Raw genomic sequence first — 22,141 nt, forward strand, 5'->3', positions numbered from 1 at the left:
TGCGCGGCACTGGGGTCCGGCTATCCGACGCTGTGAGCTTGTAGGCGGCGCCTGCTTCCACGGCACCAGGTGTCCGTGATGGCGTGACAGTTGGGGCAGAGCAGCCGGAGGTTCTCGCGTCGGTCATCACTCCAGTCGCCGTTGATGTGGTCGACTTCCAGCGTCATGGGCCTGCCCCGCCACGACGGCTTCGTCCCGCAGCCCGCGCACTCTTCCGGAACCCCGGCCTCGCGTATCGCGCGACGGAGCATGCGGGCCCCGGTACGCCGCCTGCCGGTGTGCTTCACCAGCAAGTCCTGGGGAGTCTTCCTGGGTGTCGTACCGGGCTTGCCCCGCTGATGAGCCTGCCCGAGAAAGTGGGAGGTCGTGAGCCCGTCCTCGGCTACCCATTGGCGCAGCAGATCTCGCTGGTGGCTGTTGCCTGGTCTGCCGAGGCGGCGTAGGGCTCCCGCGAGGGAGACGGATTCCGCGATGGCTTCGCGGAGGACGCAGGGCGACGGCCTCGACTCGTTCTTGTGGTACGGGCGACGGTGAAAGTGTGAGACGTCGATCCCATAGTGCTTGAACCGCCGGAAGAGGTGCTGAGGCAGGTGCCTGTAGGGCCGGGTGCCGAAGAACGCTATGACTTCGTTGATGTCAGTGCATGTGCGAGCTGCCTCGGCGAGTCTCTCCCGCGTGTACTGGGTGCCGCTGCTCATCGCCCCTCACCACTGGTGAGTGATGCCCGGCGACCCTTGCTGCGGCCGCGGTAGGTGTCCGTCGTCGAGTGACAGTTGGGGCACAGCAGCCGCAGGTTCTCGATGCGGTTGTTGCGCCAGTCCCCGTTGATGTGGTCGACCTCCAGAGGCAAGGGGTATCCCTGCCATGTGGGTTCCAAACCGCAGAGCGCACAACGGTTGATGACGCCGCGTTGCAGTATCGCTGCTTTGAGGTCGCAATTCCGCTCACGGCGGGCCGTGGGGGAGGTCTGCTCGGCGAGCAGTGCCTCAGGTGCGCGCTTCTGCTTTCTGCCCCCGTTCGCAGGGACGAAGAAGTGTGACGTGTCGATCCCGAGAGCTCGGATGCGGCGGCTGATGTGGGTGTGTTGGCCGCCCACTACCTCGATGCCGAGGTGGCGTAGCACTTCGCACATGTTGGACGACGCTGCCACCGCGGATTCGAGAACTTCTTTGGTCCAGCGGGCTCCTTCGCGTTCAAAGTGCGATGTGTCGACCCCCAGCTTCTTCATCCGCTCGCGGAGGTACGCCCGTCTCGCGCTCTTCGGGTCCACCCCCAGCTTCCCCAGCGCCTCGGACAGAGTCCGCGACGCCCCCGCGGCCTCCGCCAGGACTTCTCGTGTGTACGGACTGACAGGCATGGAGCCCCTCCCCATCGTCGATGACGCGACGTGATCGTGATCGTGATCGCGTATCCGTTCGCGATCTCGAACTCATCAACGGCATGCCTGTCCGATCGTTACTCCGATACCGTGATTGATCAGAACTTAGGTTCAGGTGACTGAGATGTCACGATCTCTTCCGCTTCCTCGCGTGTTGCGACCGCCGGCGGTGAGCCCTCCAGCGGCTGGCGGGCCGTTTCGCGCATGAAGGCGACGGCGACCATGCCGATCAGGGCCGCGCCCGCCGTGTAGTACGCGGGCGCCATATCGCTGCCCGTGGCGTGGATCAGGGCCGTGATGACCAGGGGGGTCGTGCCGCCGAAGAGCGACGTGGAGAGGTTGTAGCCGATGGCGAGGGAGCCGTAGCGGACCTGGGTGGGGAAGAGGGCGGGGAGCGCGGCGGACATGGTGCCCAGGAGGCACACCAGGGGCAGGCCCAGCATCAGCATGCCGCCGAAGACGGCGGGCAGGCTGCCCTGTTTCAGCAGCAGGAACGCCGGGGCCGGCAGCACCACGAAGCCGCCCATGCCCGCCATCAGCAGCGGCTTGCGGCCGACGCGGTCGCTGAGCCGCCCCACGCACGTGATCACCGTCAGCAGCAGCGCCATCGTGGCGATGAGGATCAGCAGGCCGTGCGTGTCGTCGTAGCCGAGCTGGTCGGTCAGGTACGTCGGCATGTACGACAGCAGCATGTAGTCCGTGATGCCGTACGCCCCCGCCAGGACCACGCAGAGCAGCAGCCTCGCCCACTGGGTGGCGAAGATCTGCTTCAGCTCGGTGCCGCCGCCCGCGTCCTCCTCCGCCGCCAGCTTCTGGAACGCCGGGGTGTCCTCCAGCCGCAGCCGCAGGTACAGGCCCACCAGCCCGAGCGGCCCCGCGACGAGGAAGGGGACGCGCCAGCCCCAGTCCGTCATCGCCGCGCCGCCGAGCGCCGACGTCATGGCCGTCACGAGGCCCGCCGCGCCGATGTAGCCCGCGAGGGTGCCGCATTCGAGGAAGCTGCCGAAGTAGCCGCGGCGCTTGTCGGGTGCGTACTCGGCGATGAAGGTCGCCGCGCCCCCGTACTCGCCGCCCGTCGAGAAGCCCTGGAGCATCCGGAAGCAGATCAGCAGCACCGGCGACCAGAAGCCGATCGCCGCGTACGAGGGGATCAGGCCGATGGCGAAGGTGCCGGAGGCCATCAGCACCATCGTCAGGGCCAGGACCCGCTTGCGCCCCACCCGGTCGCCGAGCGGCCCGAAGAACATCCCGCCCAGCGGCCGTACGAGGAAGGCCACGGCGAACGTCGCCAGCGACGACAGCAGCCGCACCGTGCCGTTGCCCGAGGGGAAGAAGACGTCCCCGAGGGTGACGGCGAGGTAGCTGTAGATGCCGAAGTCGAACCACTCCATGGCGTTGCCGAGCGCGGCCGCCTTGACGGCCCGTCTCACCGTCCGCTCGTCCGTGACGGTGATGTCCGTACGCCGCAGCCGGGGGTTGCGGCGGCGGGCGACGGCCCGGAAGAGCGCCGGGTGGCGTCTGACCGCGGCCGGGTCGTGGCCGTTGCCATGCCCGTTGCCCTGTCCGTTCGTATGCCCGTTGCCGCTCCCGTTTCCGGTCTCGGCTTCCGTGCTGCTGCCGTTGGGCACGGCTCGGCCCCCTCACGCTTCGGCGGTGACGTACGTACGCGCCTGCGTCTGCACGCTGCGCCGCCGCTCAAACCGGTGCGCCCCCCGAGAGGGATATTGGTCACGCCCGGCGGCAGGCCCGCCGGGCAAGGGGCGGGCAGGGCGCGGCGGAAGCTGATATAGGCATGAAGGGAACGCGCGGCCCGATTTCACCGTCCCTCACAGCGGGGACGCACAGCCGGACCCGGAAGACGTGCAAGACACCAGAGAGAGAGGCCGATGGCCGACCGTGTGGCGCCCCGCCGGCCCGGCATGCGCACCGCCCTGGCGATCTTCGCGGTGGTGGCGGTACCGGCCGTCGGCGGCGTGTGGGTGAGCGCGGCCGGGGACCGGTCGGACGCGGTGGCCGACGCCCCCAAGACGGCGGCGGCGCAGAAGTCGCACCCGCCCCAGGACCCGCAGCCGGCGAAGGCCGAGGACACGCCGGCGCCGCAGGAGCTGCCGGGCGTGCGCGAGTGCGGGGTCGGCAAGCCGGTCGTCGAGCCGAAGATCATCACGCTGAACTGCTCCAACGCGGGCGTGGTGGCCAGTGACATCAAGTGGGACTCGTTCGACGCGGACGGCGCGGACGGCTACGGCACCGTGCTGGTCTCGGGCGCGGCGGGCGGCGGCTCCCCGGCCTCCTTCCCGGCGCGGCTGCGGCTGTACGACGTCAAGAAGGTCGACGGCATGATGGCCTTCACGGGCATCGAGGTCAGTTACACCCGGGCCACCCCCCATGCGAAGGCGAAAGAGGTGTACACGATCGCGTGATGGGTATCCGTGGCCGGATCGCCCTCGCGATCTCCTTCGTCACCGCGCTCGCCGTCGTGGTGCTGGGGCTGGCCGTGCACCACATCTCCGCGGCGGAGCGCGACCGGCAGGCCCAGGCCTACCAGGACGACCTGCTGAGCTCGGCCCTCCAGATCTACCAGCGCGACAGCACGCTCGCCCTCGGCGCCCAACTGGACGACGCCGCACTGCCGTTCCCGCTGGCCAAGGCCGTGGCGCGGGGCCGCTCGGGCACGTACATCAGCGGCGGGGAGGACCCGCGGGTGTGGGCGGCCACGGCCGTCGGCGGCGACAAGGTGCTGTCGGTGTCGGCCCCGTACCCGGACCGCGATCCGCTGATGACGGCGCTGGACAAGGCGCTGCTGGTGGCGGGCGCGGCGACGGTGGCGCTGATGGCGGTGGTCGCGTGGTTCGTGGCGCAGAGCCTGTCGCGGCGGCTGCGGCACAGCGCGGCCGCGGCGCGCCGGATCGCGGCGGGCGAGCCGCCGGACGCGGAGGCGCTGGCGGCGGGCGGCCGGGACGAGGTCGCGGAGCTGGGCCGCTCGGTGCACCACATGGCGACGTCGCTGGCGGCGCGGGTGGAGGCGGAGCGCGAGTTCACGGCGGACGTGGCGCACGAGCTGCGCACGCCGGTGGCCGGGCTGGTGGCGTCGGCGGAGCTGCTGCCGCACCCGCGCGCGGTGGAGATGGTGCGCGAGCGCGCGCAGACGATGCGGGTGCTGGTGGAGGACCTGCTGGAGGTCTCCCGGCTGGACGCCGGCCGGGAGCGCGCCCAACTGGATGCGGTGGAGCTGCCGTCGCTGGTGCGGGGCATCGTCAAGCGGGCGCGGGGCCAGCGCGGCGTGGACGACGTGGCGGTCGAGGTGGTCGGCGAGGGCCGGATCGTGGCGACGGACGCCCGCCGGGTCGAGCGCATCCTCGTGAACATCCTGGCCAACGCGGCGAAGCACGGGAAGCCGCCGATCGAGGTCACGGTGGAGGGCACCCGGATCGTCGTCCGGGATCACGGCGACGGCTATCCGCCGGACCTGGTGGACCAGGGCCCGCGCCGCTTCCGCACGGCGGCGCCGGAGCGGGGCACGGGGCACGGCCTGGGGCTGACGATCGCCGTGGGGCAGGCGGTGGTGCTCGGTGCGCGGCTGGAGTTCGGCACGGCGGAGGGCGGGGGCGCGCGGGCGGTCCTGGAGCTGCCGGAGTCGGAGTCTCCCGCGGAGGACGAGAGCGCCGGACGGGCGTGATTCCTCCGCGATTCCTCCGCGCGCCCGTCCGGCGACCGGGTCCTACAGGCCCAGGTCCTTGATGATCTTGGCGACGTGGCCCGTCGCCTTCACGTTGTAGAGCGCCCGCTCGACCCGGCCGTCCTCGCCGACGATCACGGTCGACCGGATGACGCCCGTGACGGTCTTCCCGTACAGCTTCTTCTCGCCGTACGCGCCGTACGCCGTCAGGACCTCCTTCTCGGGGTCGCCGACGAGCGTGACCTTGAGGTCCTCCTTCTCGCGGAACTTCGCGAGCTTCTCCGGCTTGTCGGGGGAGACGCCGATCACGTCGTAGCCGTGGCCGGCGAGGAAGCCGAGGTTGTCGGTGAAGTCGCAGGCCTGCTTGGTGCAGCCGGGGGTGAGCGCCGCGGGGTAGAAGTAGACGATCACCTTGCGGCCCTTGCGGTCCGCGAGCGAGACCGGGTTGCCGTCGGCGTCGGGAAGGGTGAAGGCGGGGGCGGTGTCGCCGGGCTGAAGTCGCTCGCTCATGGCTCTCCTCGGGTCGTGGGCCTGCGTCCCGAGCGTAGCCACCGGCCCGATCGGGGGTGCCGCGGGGCACGGCGTCCGGTGAGCTGACAGACTGTCGTCATCACTCATCATCACTCTTATCGAGACGACGGAGGCAGCGCGGTGTCGGAAGCCAGGACCCCTGCGCAGATCGAGGCGGACATCGCCCGCAGGCGGAGCGAGCTCGCCGTGACGCTCGACGAGATCGGCGTGCGCATGCACCCGGCCACGATCATGGGCGACGCGAAGGCGAAGGTCGCCGCGAAGGTGGACCACACCGCGGGCCGCGCCTGCGCCACGGCGCACCGGCTGGTGGCGGACGTGAAGGCGCGCTTCACGACGGAGGAGGGCGCGCCGCGGCTGGAGCGGATCGTGCCGGTGGCGATGGTCGCGGTGGGCGTGATCGGCCTGATCGCGGCGTCCTCGCGCAAGCACGAAGGCTGAGCACGGAGCGTAAGCACGAGGCGTACGCGCGAGGCCCGGGCAGAGCGTGGGCGGAGCGTAGGTAAGGCGTAGGCGGGGCGTAGGTCACATCCGCGGATCCGTGATCTGTGGCCGCAGTGCCGGGTGCGGGCGGGTACGGTCATCTGCGTGAGTACGAACACGACCCACGACAAGCTGCCCATCCGGATGCTGCACGACCGCGTGCTGGTCCGGACCGACATCCCGGAGGGCGAGCGCCGGTCCACCGGTGGCATCGTCATTCCCGCGACGGCGGCGGTGGGCCGCCGGCTGGCCTGGGCCGAGGTCGTGGCGGTCGGGCAGAGCGTACGGACGGTGGAGCCGGGCGACCGGGTGCTGTACGACCCCGAGGACCGTGCGGAGGTGGAGGTCCGGGGCGTGGCGTACGTGCTGATGCGGGAGCGCGATCTGCACGCGGTGGCGGCGGAGCGGCTGGAAGGCTCCGAGGACTCGACGGGCCTGTACCTCTGAGTTCGCTCCACCCCTGAGTTCGCTCCACCCCTGAGTTCGCTCCGGCCGGGTTCGCGATGAGTTTGCTACGGTCGTAGACACCCGACGAGACGCGCCGTACCGGGTCACGACAAGACGACGCACCCCTGGAAGCTCTACTCCACGGAGGTGCCGTCATGGCATGGGTCCTGCTCGCCGTCGCCGGTCTGCTCGAGGTCGGCTGGTCGATCGGTATGAAGTTCACCGAGGGGTTCACGCGGCTGTGGCCGAGCGTGTTCACCATCGCGGGTATCGCCGCCAGCATGCTGCTGCTGTCCCAGGCGGCGAAGACCCTGCCCATCGGCACGGCCTACGGGGTGTGGGTGGGCATCGGCGCGGCCGGCGCGGCGGTCCTGGGCATGCTGGTCCTGGGCGAGCCGGCGACGGCGGCGCGGATCTTCTTCATCGTGCTGCTGCTGGTGGCGGTGGTGGGTTTGAAGGCGACCTCGGGGCACTGACGGGCTGGGGGTCCGGGGGTTATCCCCCGGGAGATTGCAGCATCGTGCTGCTGCTGGTGGCCGTGGTGGGCCTGAAGGCGACCTCGGGCCACTGAGGCGGGCCCGTCAGTAGTCCCCGAGCAGCCCCCCGTCCAGGCCTCCGCCCTTCGGCTCGTTCGGGAGGAACGTGGGCAGCCCCGGGATCGACGGCGGCCCCGTCGGCGGCCGGGTCGGGAAGCCCGTGGGCGGCCCGGTCGGCGGCAGCGGCGGGAACGACGGCTCGGACGGCGTGGGCGGCGCCGGGATCGACGGCGGCGCGGAGACCGTCGGCGGCGCCGGGATCGTCGGCTCCATGGTGGGCATCCGGGCCCCGCTCTCCAGCTCCAGGTCGAAGTCCTTGACCGACGTGCCGGAGAGCGCGGCCCGCGTGTACGAGGCCCAGATGTCGGCGGGGAACCCGCCGCCGTTGATCCGGGCCTGCCCGGCCGCGCCGTAGAGCGACTTGTGCTCGCCGGTGTCGGAGTCCTGGCCCATCACGGCGACGACGGTCGCGAGGTCGGGGGTGAAGCCCGCGAACCACGCCGCCTTGTCGTCCTCCGCGGTGCCCGTCTTGCCGGCCGCCGGCCGCCCCGCGGCCTGCGCGCCCCGCCCGGTGCCGTTGTCGACGACGCTCTCCAGGATGGAGGTGGTGGTGTCGGCGGCGGTGCGCGTGACGGCCTGCTTGACGTCCTGGTTCGGCAGCGGGACGACCTCGGCGCCCTTGGTGACCTTGTCGACGAGGGTGTACGCGCCGTGCCGCCCGTGGTTGGCGAGCGTCGCGTACGCCTGGGCCATGTCCAGGACGCTGGCGTTGGCGACGCCGAGCGCGATGGAGGGGTTGGCGTTGAGGTCGGGGGTGTTCGCGGGGATGCCGAGGGCGACGGCGGTGTCCTTGACCTTGGCGGGGCCGACGTCCTGGGCCATCTGCGCGTAGACGGCGTTGACGGACAGGTCGGTGGCTTTGGTGACGGTGATCTGCCCGTACGAGACGTCGTCCTCGTTGGCGGGGGCGTAGCCGACGGGCCCGCCCGGCCCCTGCACGGGGCGCTTGTTCGTGCCGTCGTAGAGGGTGAAGGGGGTGATGGTGCGCCCGTCCTGCGTGGACGCGTCGTTGGCCACGGCCGAGGTGAAGACGAACGGCTTGAAGGTGGAGCCGACCTGGAAGTCGCGGCGGGTGGCGTTGTTGACGAACTGCTTGGTGTAGTCGATGCCGCCGTAGAGGGCGACGACGCGACCGGTCCGCGGGTCGACGGAGGCGCCGCCGGCCCGTACGTACCGGTCGACTCTGCGGTCGTCGCTGAGCTCGTCCATCAGCTGTTTCTGCACGGCGTTGACGAAGGCGTCCTGCTTCTTCTTCTCCACGGTGGTGGTGATGCGGTAGCCGCCGCGGGCGAGGGTCTGCTCGTCGACGACCTTGTTGGTGGTGAGGTAGTCCTTGACCGCCTCGACCAGATAGCCGCGCTGGCCGGACATGCCGAGCCGGGCCCTGGCCTTGCCGGGCGCGGGGAACTTCATGGCGGCGCGGTCGGCCTGGCTCAGCCACTTCTTCTTGACCATGCCGTCGAGGACGTAGTTCCAGCGGGCGGTGGCGCGCGCCTGGTTCTCGGGGTGGGCGCCGACGTCGTAGAGGCTGGGGGCGTTGAGGAGCGTGGCGAGGTAGGCGCCCTCGGCGGTGTTCAGCTTGTCGGAGTCCTTGCCGTAGTAGGCCTGCGAGGCGGCCTGGATCCCGTAGGCGTTGCGGCCGAAGTAGCTGGTGTTCAAATAGCCTTCGAGGATGTCGTCCTTGCTCTCCTCGCGGTCCAGCTTGATGGCGATGAAGAATTCCTTCACCTTGCGGCTGATCGTCTGCTCCTGGCCCAGGTAGTAGTTCTTGACGTACTGCTGGGTGATGGTGGAGCCGGACTGCTTGCCCTTTCCGGTGACGGTGTTCCAGGCGGCGCGCAGCATCGCCTCGGGGTTCACGGCGGACTCGGAGTAGAAGTCGCGGTCCTCGGCGGCGAGCACGGCGTGCTGCACGTCCCGGGGCACCTTGCTGAGCGGCACGCTCTCGCGGTTGACCTCGCCGTCGCGGGCCAGCTGGCTGCCGTCGGCGTAGAGGAAGACGTTGCTCTCGGCGACCGCGGCCTGGTTGGCGGCGGGGATCTGCACGAGCATGTAGCCGGCGATGAGGCCGGCGGCGATGAGCAGGACGACGAGCAGGATGCCGCCGACCACCATGCGCCAGGTGGGCAGGAGGCGGCGCCAGCCGGTGCGGCGGGGCCGGCCGTTGCCGTTCCCGCCGGGCCCGCGGTCGCCGTTTCCGCCGTCGCCGCCGGGGCGGCGCGGCCGCCCGGGCTCGCCCGGCCTGCCGCCGTCACCGCCGCGACCCGGGCCGTCGCCGGCCCTCGGCGCCCAGCCCGCCGGTGCGCCCCGGCCGCCCCCGGCGGCCCGCTGTGCGTGCTCGTCGCTCATGTCTGTAGGGACTCCTCGGCCGCCGCCGTTGGTTCGGTCACGGCGGCGCGGTCTCGTGTCGGGCGGTCCGCGTGGTGCGTGTGGTCCACGCGGTGTGCGTGGTCCGCTGTGCTTCGTACACGTCGTGCACCCCGTCGAACACTGTCGCATCATGCGTTCCGCGCCAATGGCGCGTACCGCACACAGGCCTGCCCGGCTCGGCCGTCCGGCGGCAGGCCGCCCACTCCGGCGGGTGAAAAACCGGTGGCCGACGCTTTTCCGGTTCAACGACGGGATGCGGTACGAGATGCGCCCGTGCGGGGCCGTTGCGGTGAATGTCCCCTATCGGTCTCAATCGGGCTCCTTTCCGTGTCCTGTGCGTGTCCTGCCGGACGAGGACCCGGAACCAAGAATTCCGCTCGCTACGCTGTTCGTATGATGAGCGAACTTCCTGAAATGCGCGCCTCGGACGCCGAGCGGGAGCGCATCGCCGAAGCCCTGCGCGAGGCCGTCGCCGAGGGCCGGCTGACGATGGAGGAGTTCGAGGAGCGCCTGGAAGCGGCGTACAAGGCCAGGACGCACGGAGAGCTGGAGCCGCTCGTACGGGACCTGCCGGCGCCGGGCGGCGGCGCGGCCGTCTCCCTCACCAAGGCGACGAGCTCGCCCGTGCCGGCCGGGGAGGGCTGGGCGGGGCGCATCGGCGGCCCCGCGGGCGGCACGGTGGCCGTCGGCGTCATGGGCGGCTTCCAGCGCAAGGGCACGTGGACGGTGCCGCGCCGGTTCACCGCGTTCGCCTTCTGGGGCGGCGGCGAGATCGACCTGCGCGAGGCGCGCTTCGAGGACGGCGAGATCGTCATCCGCTGCGTCGCGATCATGGGCGGCATGCAGATCGTCGTGCCGCCGGAGCTCGACGTGCACGTCGGCGGCTTCGGCATCATGGGCGGCTTCGGCGACAAGGCGTCGGGCGCGGGGACGCCGGGTTCCCCGCGCGTACGGATCACCGGCTTCGCCTTCTGGGGCGGGGTGGGGGTGGACCGCAAGGAACGACGGAAGTCGCTCGAGTAGCACGTACGGGTTCGGGCGCGGCCCGGCACCGCCGGACAGGTGTCCGGTGGCTGCTCGCCGCGGCGGCGGCAAAGACATGCCCGCCGCCACGGCGAGAAACCCCCGCGGGGAGGGTCCGGCGGAATGCGGTTCCCGCCGGAGTCGTACGTACCCCGAAAAATCAGAGCGCGGCCGCCGCCTGGCCCTTCAAAGCCTCCAGGTCCAGCGCCTGGGCCATCGCCTCGTACCCCGCGTCGCTCGGGTGCAGGTGGTCCCCCGAGTCGTACGCCGGGAGCAGCCGCTCCGGGGCGGCCGGGTCACGCAGCGTGCGGTCGAAGTCCACGACGGAGTCGAAGACGCCGCCCGAGCGGATGATCTGGTTGACCCCCTGCCGCGTGACCTCCTGCCGCTGCACGGCGCCCTTGTGCCCGTGGAACGGCATCAGCGTGGAGCCGACCACCCGCAGTCCGCGCTCGTGCGCGCGCCGCACCATCGACCGCAGCCCGTCGACGATCTGCTGCGGATTGTCGACCTGCGGCTTGCGCAGGATGTCGTTGACGCCGAGCGCGATGACGACGACGCGGGCGCCCGTACGGCCGAGCACGTCGCGGTCGAAGCGCGAGAGGCCGCTGAGGTTGTTCGCGGTCGGCGAGGGAGAGTTGCTCAGCAGTATGCGGTTGCCGCTGATGCCCTCGTTGAGGACGCCGTAGCGCGGCGCGCCGGGCTCCGTGCGCAGCCGGGCGGCCAGGAAGTCCGTCCAGCGGCGGTTGAGGCCGGTGGAGGACGTCACGCCGTCGGTGATGGAGTCGCCGAGCGCGACGACGGCGCCGTGCGCCTCCTGCGTCCACACGTCGACGCCCGAGACGTAGCGCCAGTACGGCGTCTTCGTCGTGTACGCCGTGCCGAGCGGCTCCTCGGCCTGGTCGCCGCGGGCGATGAAGGAGGTCTGCCGGGCGCTCGCGTGGTAGGTGACCGGGCCGGACGGGGTCGGCGAGTACGTGGTGACGAGCAGGTCGGCCGCGGCGGGCACGGCCAGCCGGACCGGGTCGCTGATCAGGGACCCGCCGACCGGCACGGTGGCCGTGGGCTGCCCGGCGAACGTCAGCCGCTGCATGCTGCCGGGCACGGCGGCCGGCGAGCCGGGGGCCGCGGCGACGGCGAGCGAGGCGTGGGTGACGGCGAGCGGCACGGTGCCGTAGAGGTTGGAGAGCTGGATGCGCGCGCCCGTGCCGCCGATGCTGGTGTGGACCACGTTGCGGATGGACATGCCCGCGAAGCCCTTGGGGGTGTTCGGCTCGGCGGCCGCCGGTGCGGTGGCCCAGGTGCCCACCCACTGCCCGGAGGCGGCGGGCTCGGCGGAGCCGCGGTTCTCGTGCGAGCCGGTCACGGTCCGCCCGTCCCGGCCGGCGGTGCCGAGGAATATCGCGGTCGAGATGACGATCACCACGGCCGCCAGCGCGGCGAGTACGGCGTAGGCCGTACCGCGGGGCAGGGGTGGCCTGTTCATTGCGGATGTCTCCTGCGATGAGGCGGAGCGGGCAGCTCCGGTGCGGAACCGGGGACGAAAACAGCGACTGATCAGCAACAGCGCCCTCGCGGTCCGATCGCCGTTCCATGATCCCACGGGGGCCTCGGGGTCCGCTCGCGGGGAGCGGCCCTCGGTCCGGTGGATCACGCAACCTGTCACATGCGACTTGTCAGACGCGGGGAACTCCCGGTCCGTTCCAGGAGTAGGCCGGGTAAGGAGAATGCACGGAAGCCGGTCCGGAGCGGCCGGCGCAGGTGGAACGGGTGGTTAACGGGTGGTGCGGATGAAACGGTCGCCTGAGGGCGAGCGCGGTGGGGGGCTGGAGGGCGGGGGGCCGGACGGCGGAGGGGAGGGCGGTGAAGGTACCGCCGAACGGGTGATGCCCGCTCCGCCGGGCGCTCTCACCTACAGCGCCGCCGACGAGGAGAAGCGGCGCGGCGTCCGCCGGATGAAGGCCCTGGCCACGGGCCTGCTGCTGGCGGTCGCACTGGTGTACGGATTGGCGAAGTGGGGGCAGTCGGCGGGCGCGGGGGCCTGGACCGGCTACGTGGCCGCCGCGGCCGAAGCCGGCATGGTCGGCGCCCTCGCCGACTGGTTCGCCGTCACCGCCCTCTTCCGGCGCCCGATGGGCCTGCCCATCCCGCACACCGCGATCATCCCCACCAAGAAGGACACGCTCGGCCGCAGCCTCGGCGACTTCGTCGGCGAGAACTTCCTCTCCGGGGACGTCGTCCGCCTCCGGCTGCGCACCGTCGGCATCGCCTCCCGCCTCGGCACGTGGCTCTCGCGCCCCGAGCACGCCGACCGCGTCACCGCCGAACTGGCCACGGCGGTGCGCGGCGCGCTCACCGTCCTGCGGGACTCCGACGTCCAGGCCGTCGTCGGCGAGGCCATCACGCGGCGTGCCGACGCGGCCGAGGTCGCGCCCGGCATCGGGGCCATGCTGGAGAAGGTCGTCGCGGACGGGGGGCACCGGCGGGTCGTGGACCTGGTGTGCGTCCGCGCCCACGACTGGCTCGTCGCCCACGGCGACTCCGTCATGGGGGCCGTCACCGGCGGCGCGCCCGGCTGGACGCCGCGCTTCGTCGACCGGAAGGTCGGCGAGCGCGTCTACAAGGAACTCCTGCGCTTCGCCGCGGAGATGCGGGACATGCCCGATCATCCGGCGCGCGGCGCGGTCGATCGTTTCCTCGCGGACTTCGCGCGTGACCTCCAGTCCGACACGGACACGCGGGCGCGGGTGGAGCGGCTGAAGTCCGAGTTGCTCGGCCGGGGCGAGGTCCAGGACGTCATCGCGTCCGTGTGGGCGTCGGTGCGCGCCATGATCGTCGCGGCGGCGGAGGACGAACGGAGCGAGCTGCGGCTGCGGGTGCGGGCGGGGATCCTCTCGCTCGGCGCGCGGATGGCGGGCGACGAGCGGTTGCGGGCGAAGGTCGACGGGTGGCTGGAGGACGCGGCGGTGTACGTCGTGACGACGTACCGCGACGAGATCACGTCGCTGATCACGGACACGATCGCGAGCTGGGACGCGGAACACACGTCCCGGAAGATCGAGGCCCACATCGGCCGGGACCTCCAGTTCATCCGCATCAACGGCACGGTGGTGGGGGCGCTGGCGGGCCTGTGCATCTACGGGTTGACGCGGGGGTTGGGGGGCTGAGGCTGTCGGGTGGGTTCCGGTGGTGGGCGCTCCGGGGTGGGGGGTCGGGGCCGCATATTTACGGGCCCGCCCCCGGCACGGAGATGTCACCCTCGTCGCACCGGACCCGCAAATACACGTCAGCGCCCCGACCCCCCACCCCTACGCCCCCACCACCTCCGCCCCCACCACCTCCGCCCACTTCCAGCCCCTCCGGCCAGCCGAGGTCAAGGGCCGCCCCAGGCCCTTGAATCCGCCGCGACGGCGATCAGCCCCCACCGGGGCAATCGGCGGTGCCGAACCAAGCTCTGGCTGGTCAAGGGCCGCCCAGGCCCTTGAATCCGCCGCAGCGGCGATCCGCCCCCACCGGGGCATCCGGCGGTGCCGAGCCGACCTCGACCGAGCACCCCGGACGCCCCAGCCCGGCAGGGCACCCGGCGGTGCCGAACCAAGCACTGGCCGGTCAAGGGCCGCCCAGGCCCTTGAAGCCGCCGCCGCGGCGGGCAACCCCCACCGGGGGCACCGGCGGTGCCGAAGAACCCCGGGACGTACGTTCCCAAGACCCGCCCGGTTAGGGTCACCCCGTGTTGAAACGTCCCGCCTTGCCGTGGTTGCTCGCCCCGTACGTCCTCTTCCTCGCGGTCCTGCCGCTCGTGGACCGCGTGCGTCCCACCGTCCTCGGCCTCCCCTTCCTCTTCTTCTGGCTGCTCGCGGCCACCCTCCTCACCCCCGCCGCCGTCTTCCTCGCCTGGCGGGGCGACCGCAAGCGAGGCCGCGTGTGAGCGGCAACGCGGCGGTCGCGACGACCGTCTTCGGCGTCTTCATGGCGCTCACCGTGGCCCTCGGCCTGCTCGCCGTCCGCGGCCGGGGCCGCACCACCGGCATCGCGGAGTGGTCCGTGGGCGGCCGCAGCCTCGGCACCGTGTTCATCTGGGTGCTGATGGCCGGCGAGGGCTACACCAGCTTCAGCTACCTCGGCGCCGCCGGCTGGGGCTACAACCACGGCGCCCCGGTCCTCTACGTCATCGCCTACATGTCCTGCGGCTACGCGATCGGTTACGTCGTCGGCCCGACCCTGTGGTCGTACGCCCGCCGCCACGGCCTCGTCACCATCACCGACATGGTCGCCCACCGCTACGGCCGCCCCTGGCTCGGCACGGCCGTGGCGATCCTGGCGACGGTCTGCCTGCTGCCGTACATCCAGCTCCAGATCACCGGCATGGGCGTCGTCGTCTCCACCATCTCCTACGGCGCCATCAGCCTGAACTGGGCCTACTTCATCGCCTTCGCCGTGACGACCGGCTTCGTCGTGGTGAGCGGCCTGCGCGGCAGCGCCTGGGTGTCGGTGCTGAAGGACGTCCTCGTCATCATCACCCTCGCCTTCCTCGCGATCTACATCCCGAACCACTACTTCGACGGCTACGGCCCCTTCCTGGACCGCCTCGTCGCGGAGAAGCCGGAGTGGCTGACGCTCTCCGGCCACGGCGGCAGCGGCCTCGACGCGACCTGGTTCGCGACCACGAGCTTCCTCAACTCGCTGACGGTCGTCATCTTCCCGACCACCGTCGCCGGCTACCTCGGCGCCCGCAGTGCCGACGCGCTGCGCCGCAACGCGATGCTCCTGCCGTTCTACAACGTGCTGCTGTTCGTGCCGATGCTGCTGGGAATGGCGGCCCTCTTCGTCGTGCCGGGCCTGACGGGCGCCGGCTCGAACCTCGCCCTCTTCAAGCTGGTCGTGGACTCGCTGCCGGCGTGGGCGGTCGGCCTGACGGGCGTCGCCGCGGCCCTCTCCTCCATCGTCCCGATGGCCGTCTTCATGCTGGTCATCGGCACGATGTGGGGGAAGAGCGTCCTCGGCACGGTCCCCGCCCTCGCCGGCCGCCCGCGGCGCCAGCGCCTCGCGGCCCAGGTCGTGGTGGTCGTGGCGGGCGCCCTCGCGCTCGTCCTGACGTACCTGACGCCGAACACGCTCGTACGCCTCTCCCTCATCTCGTACGAGGGGATGGCCCAGCTCGTACCCATGGTCCTGCTGGGGCTGATGTGGCGTCGGCTGACGCTGTGGGGCGCGGTGAGCGGCCTCGTGGCGGGCGGGGCGCTCGTGTGCGCCCTGGTCTTCACGGAACACGACCCCCTCTGGGGCGTGAACGCGGGCGCGCTCGCGCTGGGCGTCAACCTGCTGGTGGCCCTGGCCGTCTCCTGGCTCGGCCCGAAGGACGCCGACGACCGCCCGGACGAGGACGTCCTGGCGACGGATCCACGACCGGAGGCGTCGGTTCCGGCATAACGGGGCGAATGGCCCGGCTGATTGGCGGCTTCTTGGTCAGCTGCTTGGCCGGTTACGGCGCTTGCCATGAGCAAAAGCGAATGGAAATGTTCGCGCTGTTCTCCTGATCGCATGGTTTCGACCGAATGGAGCGATGCAATGCGTATCACCGGCAAAACGATCTTTGCGGCCGCGGCGACGACCATCCTGAGTGGTGCTCTCGTTGCAACAGGGAACCCGGCTACGGCCGCCGCGGCCGCACCCCCCGACACCTTCACCAAGTCCGTCCAGTCGTACCTCGACAACACCAACCTCGACGCCTACGACGGGGCTGCCGTCCGGACCAGAGACGGCAGCTTCGCCGACCAGGTGTGGACGTTCGACAGAGTCACCACCCAGGCCGACGGCCTGGGGGTCTACACGATCAAGAACACCCGGTTCGGCACGTGCGTGACCGCCACCGCCGTCTCCGGCAAGGTGCAGTTGACCAAGTGCGACGCGCGCAACCTGGCGCAGCGCTGGACGGTGGACACCGCCGAGAGCCAGACCGAGATCATCAACAAGAAGTTCGCGGACGCGGCCCTCCAGGCGAACGGCGCCGACCAGGCCGTGACGACGGAGGAGCAGGGCGACGGTCCCAACAACCAGCTGTGGACCTTCTACGACAAGTAGGCGTCCGAGCCCGGCGGCTGACGAGCAGCTGACGGGCAGCTGACGAGCGGCTGACGAATTGCGGCCAGACCGGCGATCCCGACTCGGATGATCCCGACTCGTCGGTCTGGACCAATTTTGACCGTGCGTGTCCGTGCGTTGTTCGTGCGTGTTCGGGAGATAGACGTACATCCGTCTAATGGTCACCCGTACCACTGGTAATCCAAGGTTTGTGCGAAGATTCCGTCCCCGGTCCGCTCGGACCGGGCGACAAGGGGAAACATCGTGCACATAACGAGATTCAGAGCCGCTGTTGGGGCGGCTGTGACGGTGGCCGCCACGGCCGCTCTCCTGCCCACGTCGGCCGCGTTCGCGGCGGGCAAGCCGGACTCCCGCACCGCCGACAGCGCCACGGTCGAAGCCTTCGGCCGAATAGCCGACGCCGTCCTGAACGACCGCACCTCCGTCCTGCTGGACACCCGCTCGACGGCCGGCCGCAAGGCCGCCAAGCTCGACGGCAAGGTCCGTCTCTCCGCCGGCCTCTCCCGGGCCGAGGACACCGGGCTGTCGTCGCTGAAGACGCGCAAGGCGTGGCTCGCCGCCCTCGGCGAGGCGTACACCGCCGCCGACACCAAGACCTCGGTCGACAAGGCCACCGTCAAGGGCAACCGCGCCACCGTCCGGGTCACCGAGACCACGGAGCTGACGTACAAGAAGATCCGCGGTGACGAGCCGTCGACGACCGGCTTCACCGCCCACCACGAGCTCAGCTTCTCCCTCGGCAAGGGCGGGAACTGGGAGCTCACGGGCATCCGCCCGCAGGACGACGGCCCCGGCGCCATCAACGAGCCCCGCACCGCGGTGGCCGCGACCGGCAGCATCGACCTCAACGGCAGCCCGGCCTCGACCCGGTACCCCGGCAGCAGGAACGCCAAGCCGAAGGACCTGACCCCCGCCAAGGGCGGTCTGGACTACAAGGCGATGGCCGCGTACGCCGAGAAGTACTGGCGCAACTACAACCCCGCCTACCGCAGCTTCAACGCCGCGGGCGGCGACTGCACCAACTTCATCAGCCAGTCCCTCAAGGCGGGCGGCTGGAAGGACGTGCCGGGCTCGGACACCTCCGACTACCACAAGTGGTGGTACAACAAGTCGAGCCAGGCCGACTCCTGGGTCGGCGCCAACGAGTGGGCGTGGCACACGCTCTCCGGCAAGCGGGCGACCAACCTGCCGAACGTCTACCAGATGGACGTCGGCGACATCCTCCAGATGGACTTCGACGGTGACGGGTCCAAGGACCACTCCATGATCACCACGTACCGGAGCAGGATGGGCGTCCCGTACGTGACGTACCACTCGACCAACACCTACCGGAAGTCGGTCGCGAGCATCATCGCGTCCTACCCGGGAGCGGTGTACTACGCCTACCGCACGTGACGCGGCGCGGGCCGTGGCTTCGGAGCGCTCCTCCGGGCCACGGCCCGCATGCGTGTGTGCGGGCACGCGTGCATGCAGTAATTCACTGTTCGCAGTCCGAAACGTCTCTTGCGGAGACGGGCTCCGCTCTTGGACGATCAAGCGATGAAACTGCTGCGTGTGGGGCCCGCGGGGGCGGAACGCCCGGCGCTGCTGGACGAGGACGGCACGATCCGGGACCTGTCGGCGCTGGTACCGGACATCGACGGCGCCCTCCTGGCCGACCCCTCCGCCCTGGACCGGATCCGCGCCGCGGTCGGCGCCCGGATCCTGCCGGCGCTCGACCCGTCGGGACTACGGTCCGGGCCGCCGGTCACGCGGATCGGCAAGATCGTGGGCGTGGGCCTGAACTACCGCGGCCTGGCGGCGGAGACCCGGTCCGTCATTCCTGCCGAACCCGTCCTCTTCCTGAAGGCCGCGGACACGGTCACCGGCCCGGACGACACCGTCCTCATCCCCTGGGGGAGCGAGAAGACGGACTGGGAGGTGGAGCTGGGCGTCGTCATCGGCCGCACGGCACGCCGCCTGGAGTCGGAGAAGGCGGCGATGCGTGTGGTGGCGGGCTATCTGGCCGCCAACGACGTCTCCGAGCGCGAGTACCAGTTCGACCGCGGCGGCGCGTGGGTCAAGGGCAAGAACTACGAGACCTTCACCCCGCTGGGCCCGTGGCTCGCCACGGCCGACGAGGTCCCCGACCCGCAGGACCTGCGGCTACGGCTCTGGGTCAACGGCGAACTCAAGCAGGACGGCACGACGGCCGACCAGATCTTCCCCGTGGGGGAGCTGATCCGCTACGTCAGCTCTTTCATGACCCTGTACCCCGGCGACGTGATCCTCACGGGCACGCCGGCGGGCGTCGCCCTGGCCCACGCCGAACCCAAGCCGTACCTGCGGGCGGGGGACGTGGTGGAGCTGGAGATCGAGGGGCTCGGGCGGCAGCGGCAGGTAGTGAAGGAGTGCTGAAGGACGCGTAGGGCGGCGGTGTGACGCTCGGCGTGTACGGCGAGGTTTTTGCCGCGAGTGCGGGCATATTTTGAGATATGCGCAGGAGGAAGACTGCGGCAACACTGGCCGCGCTGGTGGTGACGGTGGGCGTGGTGCTGGTGTGCGCGTTCACCTTGCCGGGTGCGGCACCTGCGCCCAGGGCGCGCCACGTCGCCCCCGACGGGCGGACGTTAGTGCGCGACGGCACGCCGACGGGCGGCGACACGTTGCTGGCGGGGGCAGCGATGGTGGCGCTGGGGGCGGGCCTGGCGCTAGTGGTCCTGGTGTGCAACCGGCCGCGTCAGCAGGCCGGTTGAGCGTATGGAGTGGACGAAGGTCGCCCAGGCGTGGGGCGAGAAGACGAATGCGCCTCGGGGGCGGGCTTTGCTGTCGCCTATGGCGATGAGGGCGTCGGGGGTTGCTTGGATCTCGACGCAATAAGGGTCGCTTGTATCGCTGAAGGACGACTTGCGCCACGCGTGCGGGGGCAGTCCATGACGTGCCACGTGCACTCACTCCTGTTCAAGTTCATCTGCGATCGACGAGATCAGTTCGCCGGAATGCTGGGCTGACAGCGCCGAAGCCCGGTGGGCGTCGAACGTCCGCTGACATTTCGCTACATCACCATCCTCCTCCAGGAACAGTTCGCGGTCGAGGTATGAGATCTGGACGACGCCGAAGTTCATGGGGGGCGGGTACAAGTGCAGGTTGAAGGCCTGCGCAGGAGACGTGAATGCGGTCTGGGAGTGCGAGATGACCTGGATCGTCACGTTCGGGAGACGGGACATGGACACCAGGTGCCGGAGCTGTGCGGCCATGGTCTTCGGGCCGCCGGTCTGTTGACGGATCACGCCCTCCGTGATGACGCAGTGGTATCGCGGAGGCTTCTGGCGTCGGAGGACGCTTTGACGCTTCATGCGGATGGCGACATACAAGTCGAGTGTCTCGTCGGTGCGCGGTTCCGGAGCGCCGGCCAGGACTACCCGGGCGTACTCCGGTGTTTGCAGAAGTCCAGGTACAGCCTGATTCTGGTAGACGGAAATCTCTTCAGCCTCGCTCTCGAGTGTGAGGCTCTCCACGAAACCGGGTGACAGCTCGCCGTACTGGCGCCACCAAGTGTTCTTGCGCTGCTCCGACACGAGTGCGTGGAGCCAGTCGCGAGTTCCTTTCTCGGTCACGCCGTAGAGATCCAGCAATGTAGTCAGCTCCATTGGAGTGACGCGGTGCTTTCCTGTCTCGATGCGGCTGACCTTGGAGTTGCCTCCGCCAACGGCCTGCACCGCCTGTGCGACCGTCACGCCGGCCTGTTCCCTGATCTCGCGGAGTGCAGCGCCCAGCTTCCTGCGCCGTGCGGTGCACCGTGCCTGCTGTCCCAACCTGGGCCTCCTGAGCTGCAATTTGCAGTGCTGCAATTTGTAGGGCTGCAATTTGGGGTTTGAAATGGCTCTGGAAATAGGTGCATTGTGGGATGGCGTCCGGGGGAACTCGCGAAAGGATCAGGGGAATGGCATACCGGAACGGGGCGTTCGTCGTAGACACCCGGGATGGCCGGATCGTACAGGTCATCGGGGGAACGGGTGGGCGGGTTCGGGTACGTCCACCCGGTGGAGGTACAGAGACGGAAGTACCGTTCGTCGCGCTGCGATTGGCGACCAGCGCGGAGCGGGCCGCCGCACGGCGGAACCCGGAAACGTACAGGCGGCCGCGGATGGCGGAATGCCAGGAGTGCCCGGCACTGGAAGCGGCGTGGTGGGAGGCGGAGTCGGGAGGGGACAAGGCCAAAGCGGCAGAGGCGCTCGTCACGGCGAGGCGGCACTGGAGGTCGCACATGGCGGAGGCGGAAGGGGCGCCCGCATGAGGGTCCGTTGTATCCACGCCGAGGGCTGGGCATACCCCGCACCGGGGGAACAGCGCTGCCGGACGTGCGGAACCGTCCGTTTCACGGACTACGGCGCGCTGCGCCCCCCCGGGCCTGCCGCACGCGCTCACCCCGAAACCGCGGGACGCGGACAAGGCGGACCGCGCCGCAGCAACGCACATCGCGAACGCGCCCCGTAGGGTGGCGTGGTGGGGGCTGGGTCCCGTGGCATAGGTGCGGGTCAGAACAGGCTGGCAGCGGGGGGGAGGGGTGGGGGGCGCGGGCACGTCGGGTGTCCGTCGCTCGGTGGGTGGTTGGCCGCCGTACTCGCGCCGTCACGGATGCGGGCGCGTCAGGAGACCTTCCCATCAGCCTGGGCTGATGGGGAGCGGGCTGCTGCCGCGATGTGGTTCCTCCCGTCGTGGGCGTTCCACTCACCTTGTCACCGTCGTGGCTGAGCGGCCGGGTGCGGGAGGGTGGGGGTTGGCGCCCTCTCGGCGCGGAAATCAACCGGCGGGAGGTGCTGCGCGGCGTACAAGTGGCCAGGGAACGTCGGCGGCATGCCTCAGTGGCCTCATCCGGCAGCCCGTTCCTCCGCTGCCTCATCACCGGCTGCTGGGTGGCCGTTGCGGGCCGAAAGCCACCCACTCAGCGGCTGTACGCGGCGTACAAGTGCGCCGGGAGTGCGGTCGGTGCGCCTCACCAGCCCCATCCGGCAGCCCGGGACCCTGCCGCCCCACCATCCGGCCGCGGGCAGTGGCGGGTGGCCTCCCGGGCTGGAAGCCGACCGCCCACCAGCCGCCCGCGGCGTACAAGTGACCCGAAAGCGTCAGCCGTCCGCGCCTCACTAGCCCCGGCCTCACTCCACCCGCCACCCGGCCGCGCAACCACGAACTATGGCGCGCCTAGTGGAACGCCCACGACGGCAGGAACCACATCGCGGCAGCAGCCCGCTCCCCCTCAGCCACGGCCGGAGGGCAAGGTCTCCTCACGCGCCCGCATCCGTGACGGCGCGAGTACGGCGGCCAACCACCCACCGAGCGACGGACACCCGACGAGGCCAAGCCCCCCACCCCTCCCCCCCGCTGCCAGCCTGTTCTGACCCGCACCCACCCCACGGATCCGAGCCACCCCCAGCCCGCACTAACCCGCATCTGTCCCACGGATCCCAGCCACTGGCCGGCCACCTCGCCCCGGAGCTCGGTGAGCACCACGTCCGGGGTCGGATGTCAGCCTGTTCTGACCCGCACCAACCCACG

Annotated in this window: 22 protein-coding genes and 1 riboswitch; of the genes, 14 read left to right on the forward strand and 8 right to left on the reverse strand. The window is 70.7% G+C overall.

The window, feature by feature from the left end; all coding sequences use genetic code 11:
• Positions 1-20: 20 nt before the first annotated feature.
• From D7231_RS30555 to D7231_RS30565, 3 genes are all read right to left on the reverse strand, one after another.
• Entirely contained in the window at positions 21-698 is a 678-nt protein-coding gene (locus D7231_RS30555; protein WP_120758857.1) for an HNH endonuclease signature motif containing protein, read from the reverse strand.
• Positions 695-1,357, reverse strand: coding sequence for an HNH endonuclease signature motif containing protein (locus D7231_RS30560; protein WP_120758858.1), 663 nt, complete (start codon positions 1,355-1,357; stop codon positions 695-697). The genes D7231_RS30555 and D7231_RS30560 overlap by 4 nt, the downstream gene beginning before the upstream one ends.
• A gap of 119 nt (positions 1,358-1,476) precedes the next feature.
• Entirely contained in the window at positions 1,477-3,006 is a 1,530-nt protein-coding gene (locus D7231_RS30565) for an MFS transporter (RefSeq protein ID WP_120758859.1), read from the reverse strand.
• Between the two features lie 258 nt (positions 3,007-3,264).
• Between D7231_RS30565 and D7231_RS30570 the strand changes: the two genes are divergently transcribed.
• Positions 3,265-3,798, forward strand: coding sequence for a hypothetical protein (locus tag D7231_RS30570; protein WP_120758860.1), 534 nt, complete (start codon positions 3,265-3,267; stop codon positions 3,796-3,798).
• Positions 3,798-5,054: a sensor histidine kinase gene (locus D7231_RS38190; RefSeq protein WP_120758861.1), complete on the forward strand. Its 1,257-nt coding sequence runs from the start codon at positions 3,798-3,800 to the stop codon at positions 5,052-5,054. Before D7231_RS30570 ends, D7231_RS38190 begins: the two co-directional genes overlap by 1 nt.
• A 42-nt stretch (positions 5,055-5,096) precedes the next feature.
• Here D7231_RS38190 and bcp read toward each other — a convergent pair whose 3' ends face one another.
• A complete protein-coding gene (gene bcp, locus D7231_RS30580; RefSeq protein ID WP_120758862.1) occupies positions 5,097-5,564 on the reverse strand; it encodes a thioredoxin-dependent thiol peroxidase in 468 nt (155 codons plus the stop codon).
• Between the two features lie 141 nt (positions 5,565-5,705).
• On the opposite strand from bcp, the gene D7231_RS30585 reads away from it, so the two are divergent.
• The 3 genes from D7231_RS30585 to D7231_RS30595 all read left to right on the forward strand — a co-directional run bounded on the left by D7231_RS30585 (position 5,706) and on the right by D7231_RS30595 (position 6,991).
• Complete coding sequence (locus D7231_RS30585) at positions 5,706-6,026, forward strand: DUF3618 domain-containing protein (RefSeq protein ID WP_120758863.1); 321 nt, start codon at positions 5,706-5,708, stop codon at positions 6,024-6,026.
• Between the two features lie 186 nt (positions 6,027-6,212).
• Positions 6,213-6,515, forward strand: a complete 303-nt coding sequence (locus tag D7231_RS30590; protein ID WP_048831771.1) for a GroES family chaperonin — start codon at positions 6,213-6,215, stop codon at positions 6,513-6,515.
• 59 nt (positions 6,516-6,574) lie between these two features.
• Positions 6,575-6,639: riboswitch (guanidine-III (ykkC-III) riboswitch) on the forward strand.
• 31 nt (positions 6,640-6,670) lie between these two features.
• Positions 6,671-6,991, forward strand: a complete 321-nt coding sequence (locus tag D7231_RS30595) for a DMT family transporter (RefSeq protein WP_120758864.1) — start codon at positions 6,671-6,673, stop codon at positions 6,989-6,991.
• 105 nt (positions 6,992-7,096) lie between these two features.
• Here D7231_RS30595 and D7231_RS30600 read toward each other — a convergent pair whose 3' ends face one another.
• The gene (locus D7231_RS30600) at positions 7,097-9,460 is read right to left on the reverse strand and encodes a transglycosylase domain-containing protein (protein ID WP_324196812.1); all 2,364 of its coding nucleotides are present in this window, start codon (positions 9,458-9,460) and stop codon (positions 7,097-7,099) included.
• A 414-nt stretch (positions 9,461-9,874) separates the two neighbouring features.
• Here D7231_RS30600 and D7231_RS30605 point away from each other — a divergent pair, with 414 nt between their 5' ends.
• Positions 9,875-10,504 carry a DUF1707 SHOCT-like domain-containing protein gene (locus tag D7231_RS30605; RefSeq protein WP_120758866.1) on the forward strand — a complete coding sequence of 210 codons (630 nt, stop codon included), beginning with the start codon at positions 9,875-9,877 and terminating at the stop codon, positions 10,502-10,504.
• A 160-nt stretch (positions 10,505-10,664) separates the two neighbouring features.
• On the opposite strand, the gene D7231_RS30610 is transcribed toward D7231_RS30605, so the two are convergent.
• Positions 10,665-11,990, reverse strand: a complete 1,326-nt coding sequence (locus D7231_RS30610) for an SGNH/GDSL hydrolase family protein (protein ID WP_120758867.1) — start codon at positions 11,988-11,990, stop codon at positions 10,665-10,667.
• A gap of 304 nt (positions 11,991-12,294) precedes the next feature.
• Here D7231_RS30610 and D7231_RS30615 point away from each other — a divergent pair, with 304 nt between their 5' ends.
• The 7 genes from D7231_RS30615 to D7231_RS37140 all read left to right on the forward strand — a co-directional run bounded on the left by D7231_RS30615 (position 12,295) and on the right by D7231_RS37140 (position 19,341).
• Complete coding sequence (locus tag D7231_RS30615; RefSeq protein WP_120758879.1) at positions 12,295-13,671, forward strand: DUF445 domain-containing protein; 1,377 nt, start codon at positions 12,295-12,297, stop codon at positions 13,669-13,671.
• 563 nt (positions 13,672-14,234) lie between these two features.
• Positions 14,235-14,432 carry a DUF3311 domain-containing protein gene (locus tag D7231_RS30620; protein WP_242000000.1) on the forward strand — a complete coding sequence of 66 codons (198 nt, stop codon included), beginning with the start codon at positions 14,235-14,237 and terminating at the stop codon, positions 14,430-14,432.
• A gap of 41 nt (positions 14,433-14,473) precedes the next feature.
• Positions 14,474-15,934 carry a sodium:solute symporter family protein gene (locus D7231_RS30625; protein ID WP_120758880.1) on the forward strand — a complete coding sequence of 487 codons (1,461 nt, stop codon included), beginning with the start codon at positions 14,474-14,476 and terminating at the stop codon, positions 15,932-15,934.
• Positions 15,935-16,072: 138 nt separating this feature from the next.
• Positions 16,073-16,585: a ricin-type beta-trefoil lectin domain protein gene (locus D7231_RS30630; RefSeq protein WP_158673836.1), complete on the forward strand. Its 513-nt coding sequence runs from the start codon at positions 16,073-16,075 to the stop codon at positions 16,583-16,585.
• Positions 16,586-16,888: 303 nt separating this feature from the next.
• Complete coding sequence (locus D7231_RS30635; RefSeq protein ID WP_242000001.1) at positions 16,889-18,001, forward strand: amidase domain-containing protein; 1,113 nt, start codon at positions 16,889-16,891, stop codon at positions 17,999-18,001.
• 144 nt (positions 18,002-18,145) lie between these two features.
• On the forward strand, positions 18,146-19,003 hold the full coding sequence (locus D7231_RS30640) for a fumarylacetoacetate hydrolase family protein (protein WP_120758871.1): 858 nt from the start codon (positions 18,146-18,148) through the stop codon (positions 19,001-19,003).
• A 77-nt stretch (positions 19,004-19,080) separates the two neighbouring features.
• A complete protein-coding gene (locus tag D7231_RS37140; protein WP_199739492.1) occupies positions 19,081-19,341 on the forward strand; it encodes a hypothetical protein in 261 nt (86 codons plus the stop codon).
• Here the strand turns inward: D7231_RS37140 and D7231_RS30645 are convergent.
• Together D7231_RS30645 and D7231_RS30650 are read right to left on the reverse strand one after the other, a co-directional pair.
• Positions 19,297-19,536, reverse strand: a complete 240-nt coding sequence (locus D7231_RS30645; protein WP_338419889.1) for a DUF397 domain-containing protein — start codon at positions 19,534-19,536, stop codon at positions 19,297-19,299. The genes D7231_RS37140 and D7231_RS30645 overlap by 45 nt on opposite strands.
• Positions 19,537-20,400: a helix-turn-helix domain-containing protein gene (locus D7231_RS30650; RefSeq protein WP_158673837.1), complete on the reverse strand. Its 864-nt coding sequence runs from the start codon at positions 20,398-20,400 to the stop codon at positions 19,537-19,539.
• A 478-nt stretch (positions 20,401-20,878) separates the two neighbouring features.
• Between D7231_RS30650 and D7231_RS38580 the strand changes: the two genes are divergently transcribed.
• The gene (locus tag D7231_RS38580) at positions 20,879-21,082 is read left to right on the forward strand and encodes a DUF6255 family natural product biosynthesis protein (protein WP_422396774.1); all 204 of its coding nucleotides are present in this window, start codon (positions 20,879-20,881) and stop codon (positions 21,080-21,082) included.
• Positions 21,083-22,141: the final 1,059 nt, after the last annotated feature.

It is taken from the genome of Streptomyces klenkii, assembly GCF_003626645.1.
Lineage (GTDB): Bacteria > Actinomycetota > Actinomycetes > Streptomycetales > Streptomycetaceae > Streptomyces > Streptomyces klenkii.

Bases quoted from the DNA above. Each gene is read 5' to 3' on its own strand.
- D7231_RS30555 (WP_120758857.1), bottom strand. From the start codon at position 698: ATGAGCAGCGGCACCCAGTACACGCGGGAGAGACTCGCCGAGGCAGCT.
- D7231_RS30560 (WP_120758858.1), bottom strand. From the start codon at position 1,357: ATGCCTGTCAGTCCGTACACACGAGAAGTCCTGGCGGAGGCCGCGGGG.
- D7231_RS30570 (WP_120758860.1), top strand. From the start codon at position 3,265: ATGGCCGACCGTGTGGCGCCCCGCCGGCCCGGCATGCGCACCGCCCTG.
- D7231_RS38190 (WP_120758861.1), top strand. From the start codon at position 3,798: ATGGGTATCCGTGGCCGGATCGCCCTCGCGATCTCCTTCGTCACCGCG.
- bcp (WP_120758862.1), bottom strand. From the start codon at position 5,564: ATGAGCGAGCGACTTCAGCCCGGCGACACCGCCCCCGCCTTCACCCTT.
- D7231_RS30590 (WP_048831771.1), top strand. From the start codon at position 6,213: ATGCTGCACGACCGCGTGCTGGTCCGGACCGACATCCCGGAGGGCGAG.
- D7231_RS30595 (WP_120758864.1), top strand. From the start codon at position 6,671: ATGGCATGGGTCCTGCTCGCCGTCGCCGGTCTGCTCGAGGTCGGCTGG.
- D7231_RS30600 (WP_324196812.1), bottom strand. From the start codon at position 9,460: ATGAGCGACGAGCACGCACAGCGGGCCGCCGGGGGCGGCCGGGGCGCA.
- D7231_RS30605 (WP_120758866.1), top strand. From the start codon at position 9,875: ATGATGAGCGAACTTCCTGAAATGCGCGCCTCGGACGCCGAGCGGGAG.
- D7231_RS30610 (WP_120758867.1), bottom strand. From the start codon at position 11,990: ATGAACAGGCCACCCCTGCCCCGCGGTACGGCCTACGCCGTACTCGCC.
- D7231_RS30615 (WP_120758879.1), top strand. From the start codon at position 12,295: ATGAAACGGTCGCCTGAGGGCGAGCGCGGTGGGGGGCTGGAGGGCGGG.
- D7231_RS30625 (WP_120758880.1), top strand. From the start codon at position 14,474: ATGGCGCTCACCGTGGCCCTCGGCCTGCTCGCCGTCCGCGGCCGGGGC.
- D7231_RS30630 (WP_158673836.1), top strand. From the start codon at position 16,073: ATGCGTATCACCGGCAAAACGATCTTTGCGGCCGCGGCGACGACCATC.
- D7231_RS30640 (WP_120758871.1), top strand. From the start codon at position 18,146: ATGAAACTGCTGCGTGTGGGGCCCGCGGGGGCGGAACGCCCGGCGCTG.
- D7231_RS37140 (WP_199739492.1), top strand. From the start codon at position 19,081: ATGCGCAGGAGGAAGACTGCGGCAACACTGGCCGCGCTGGTGGTGACG.
- D7231_RS38580 (WP_422396774.1), top strand. From the start codon at position 20,879: ATGAGGGTCCGTTGTATCCACGCCGAGGGCTGGGCATACCCCGCACCG.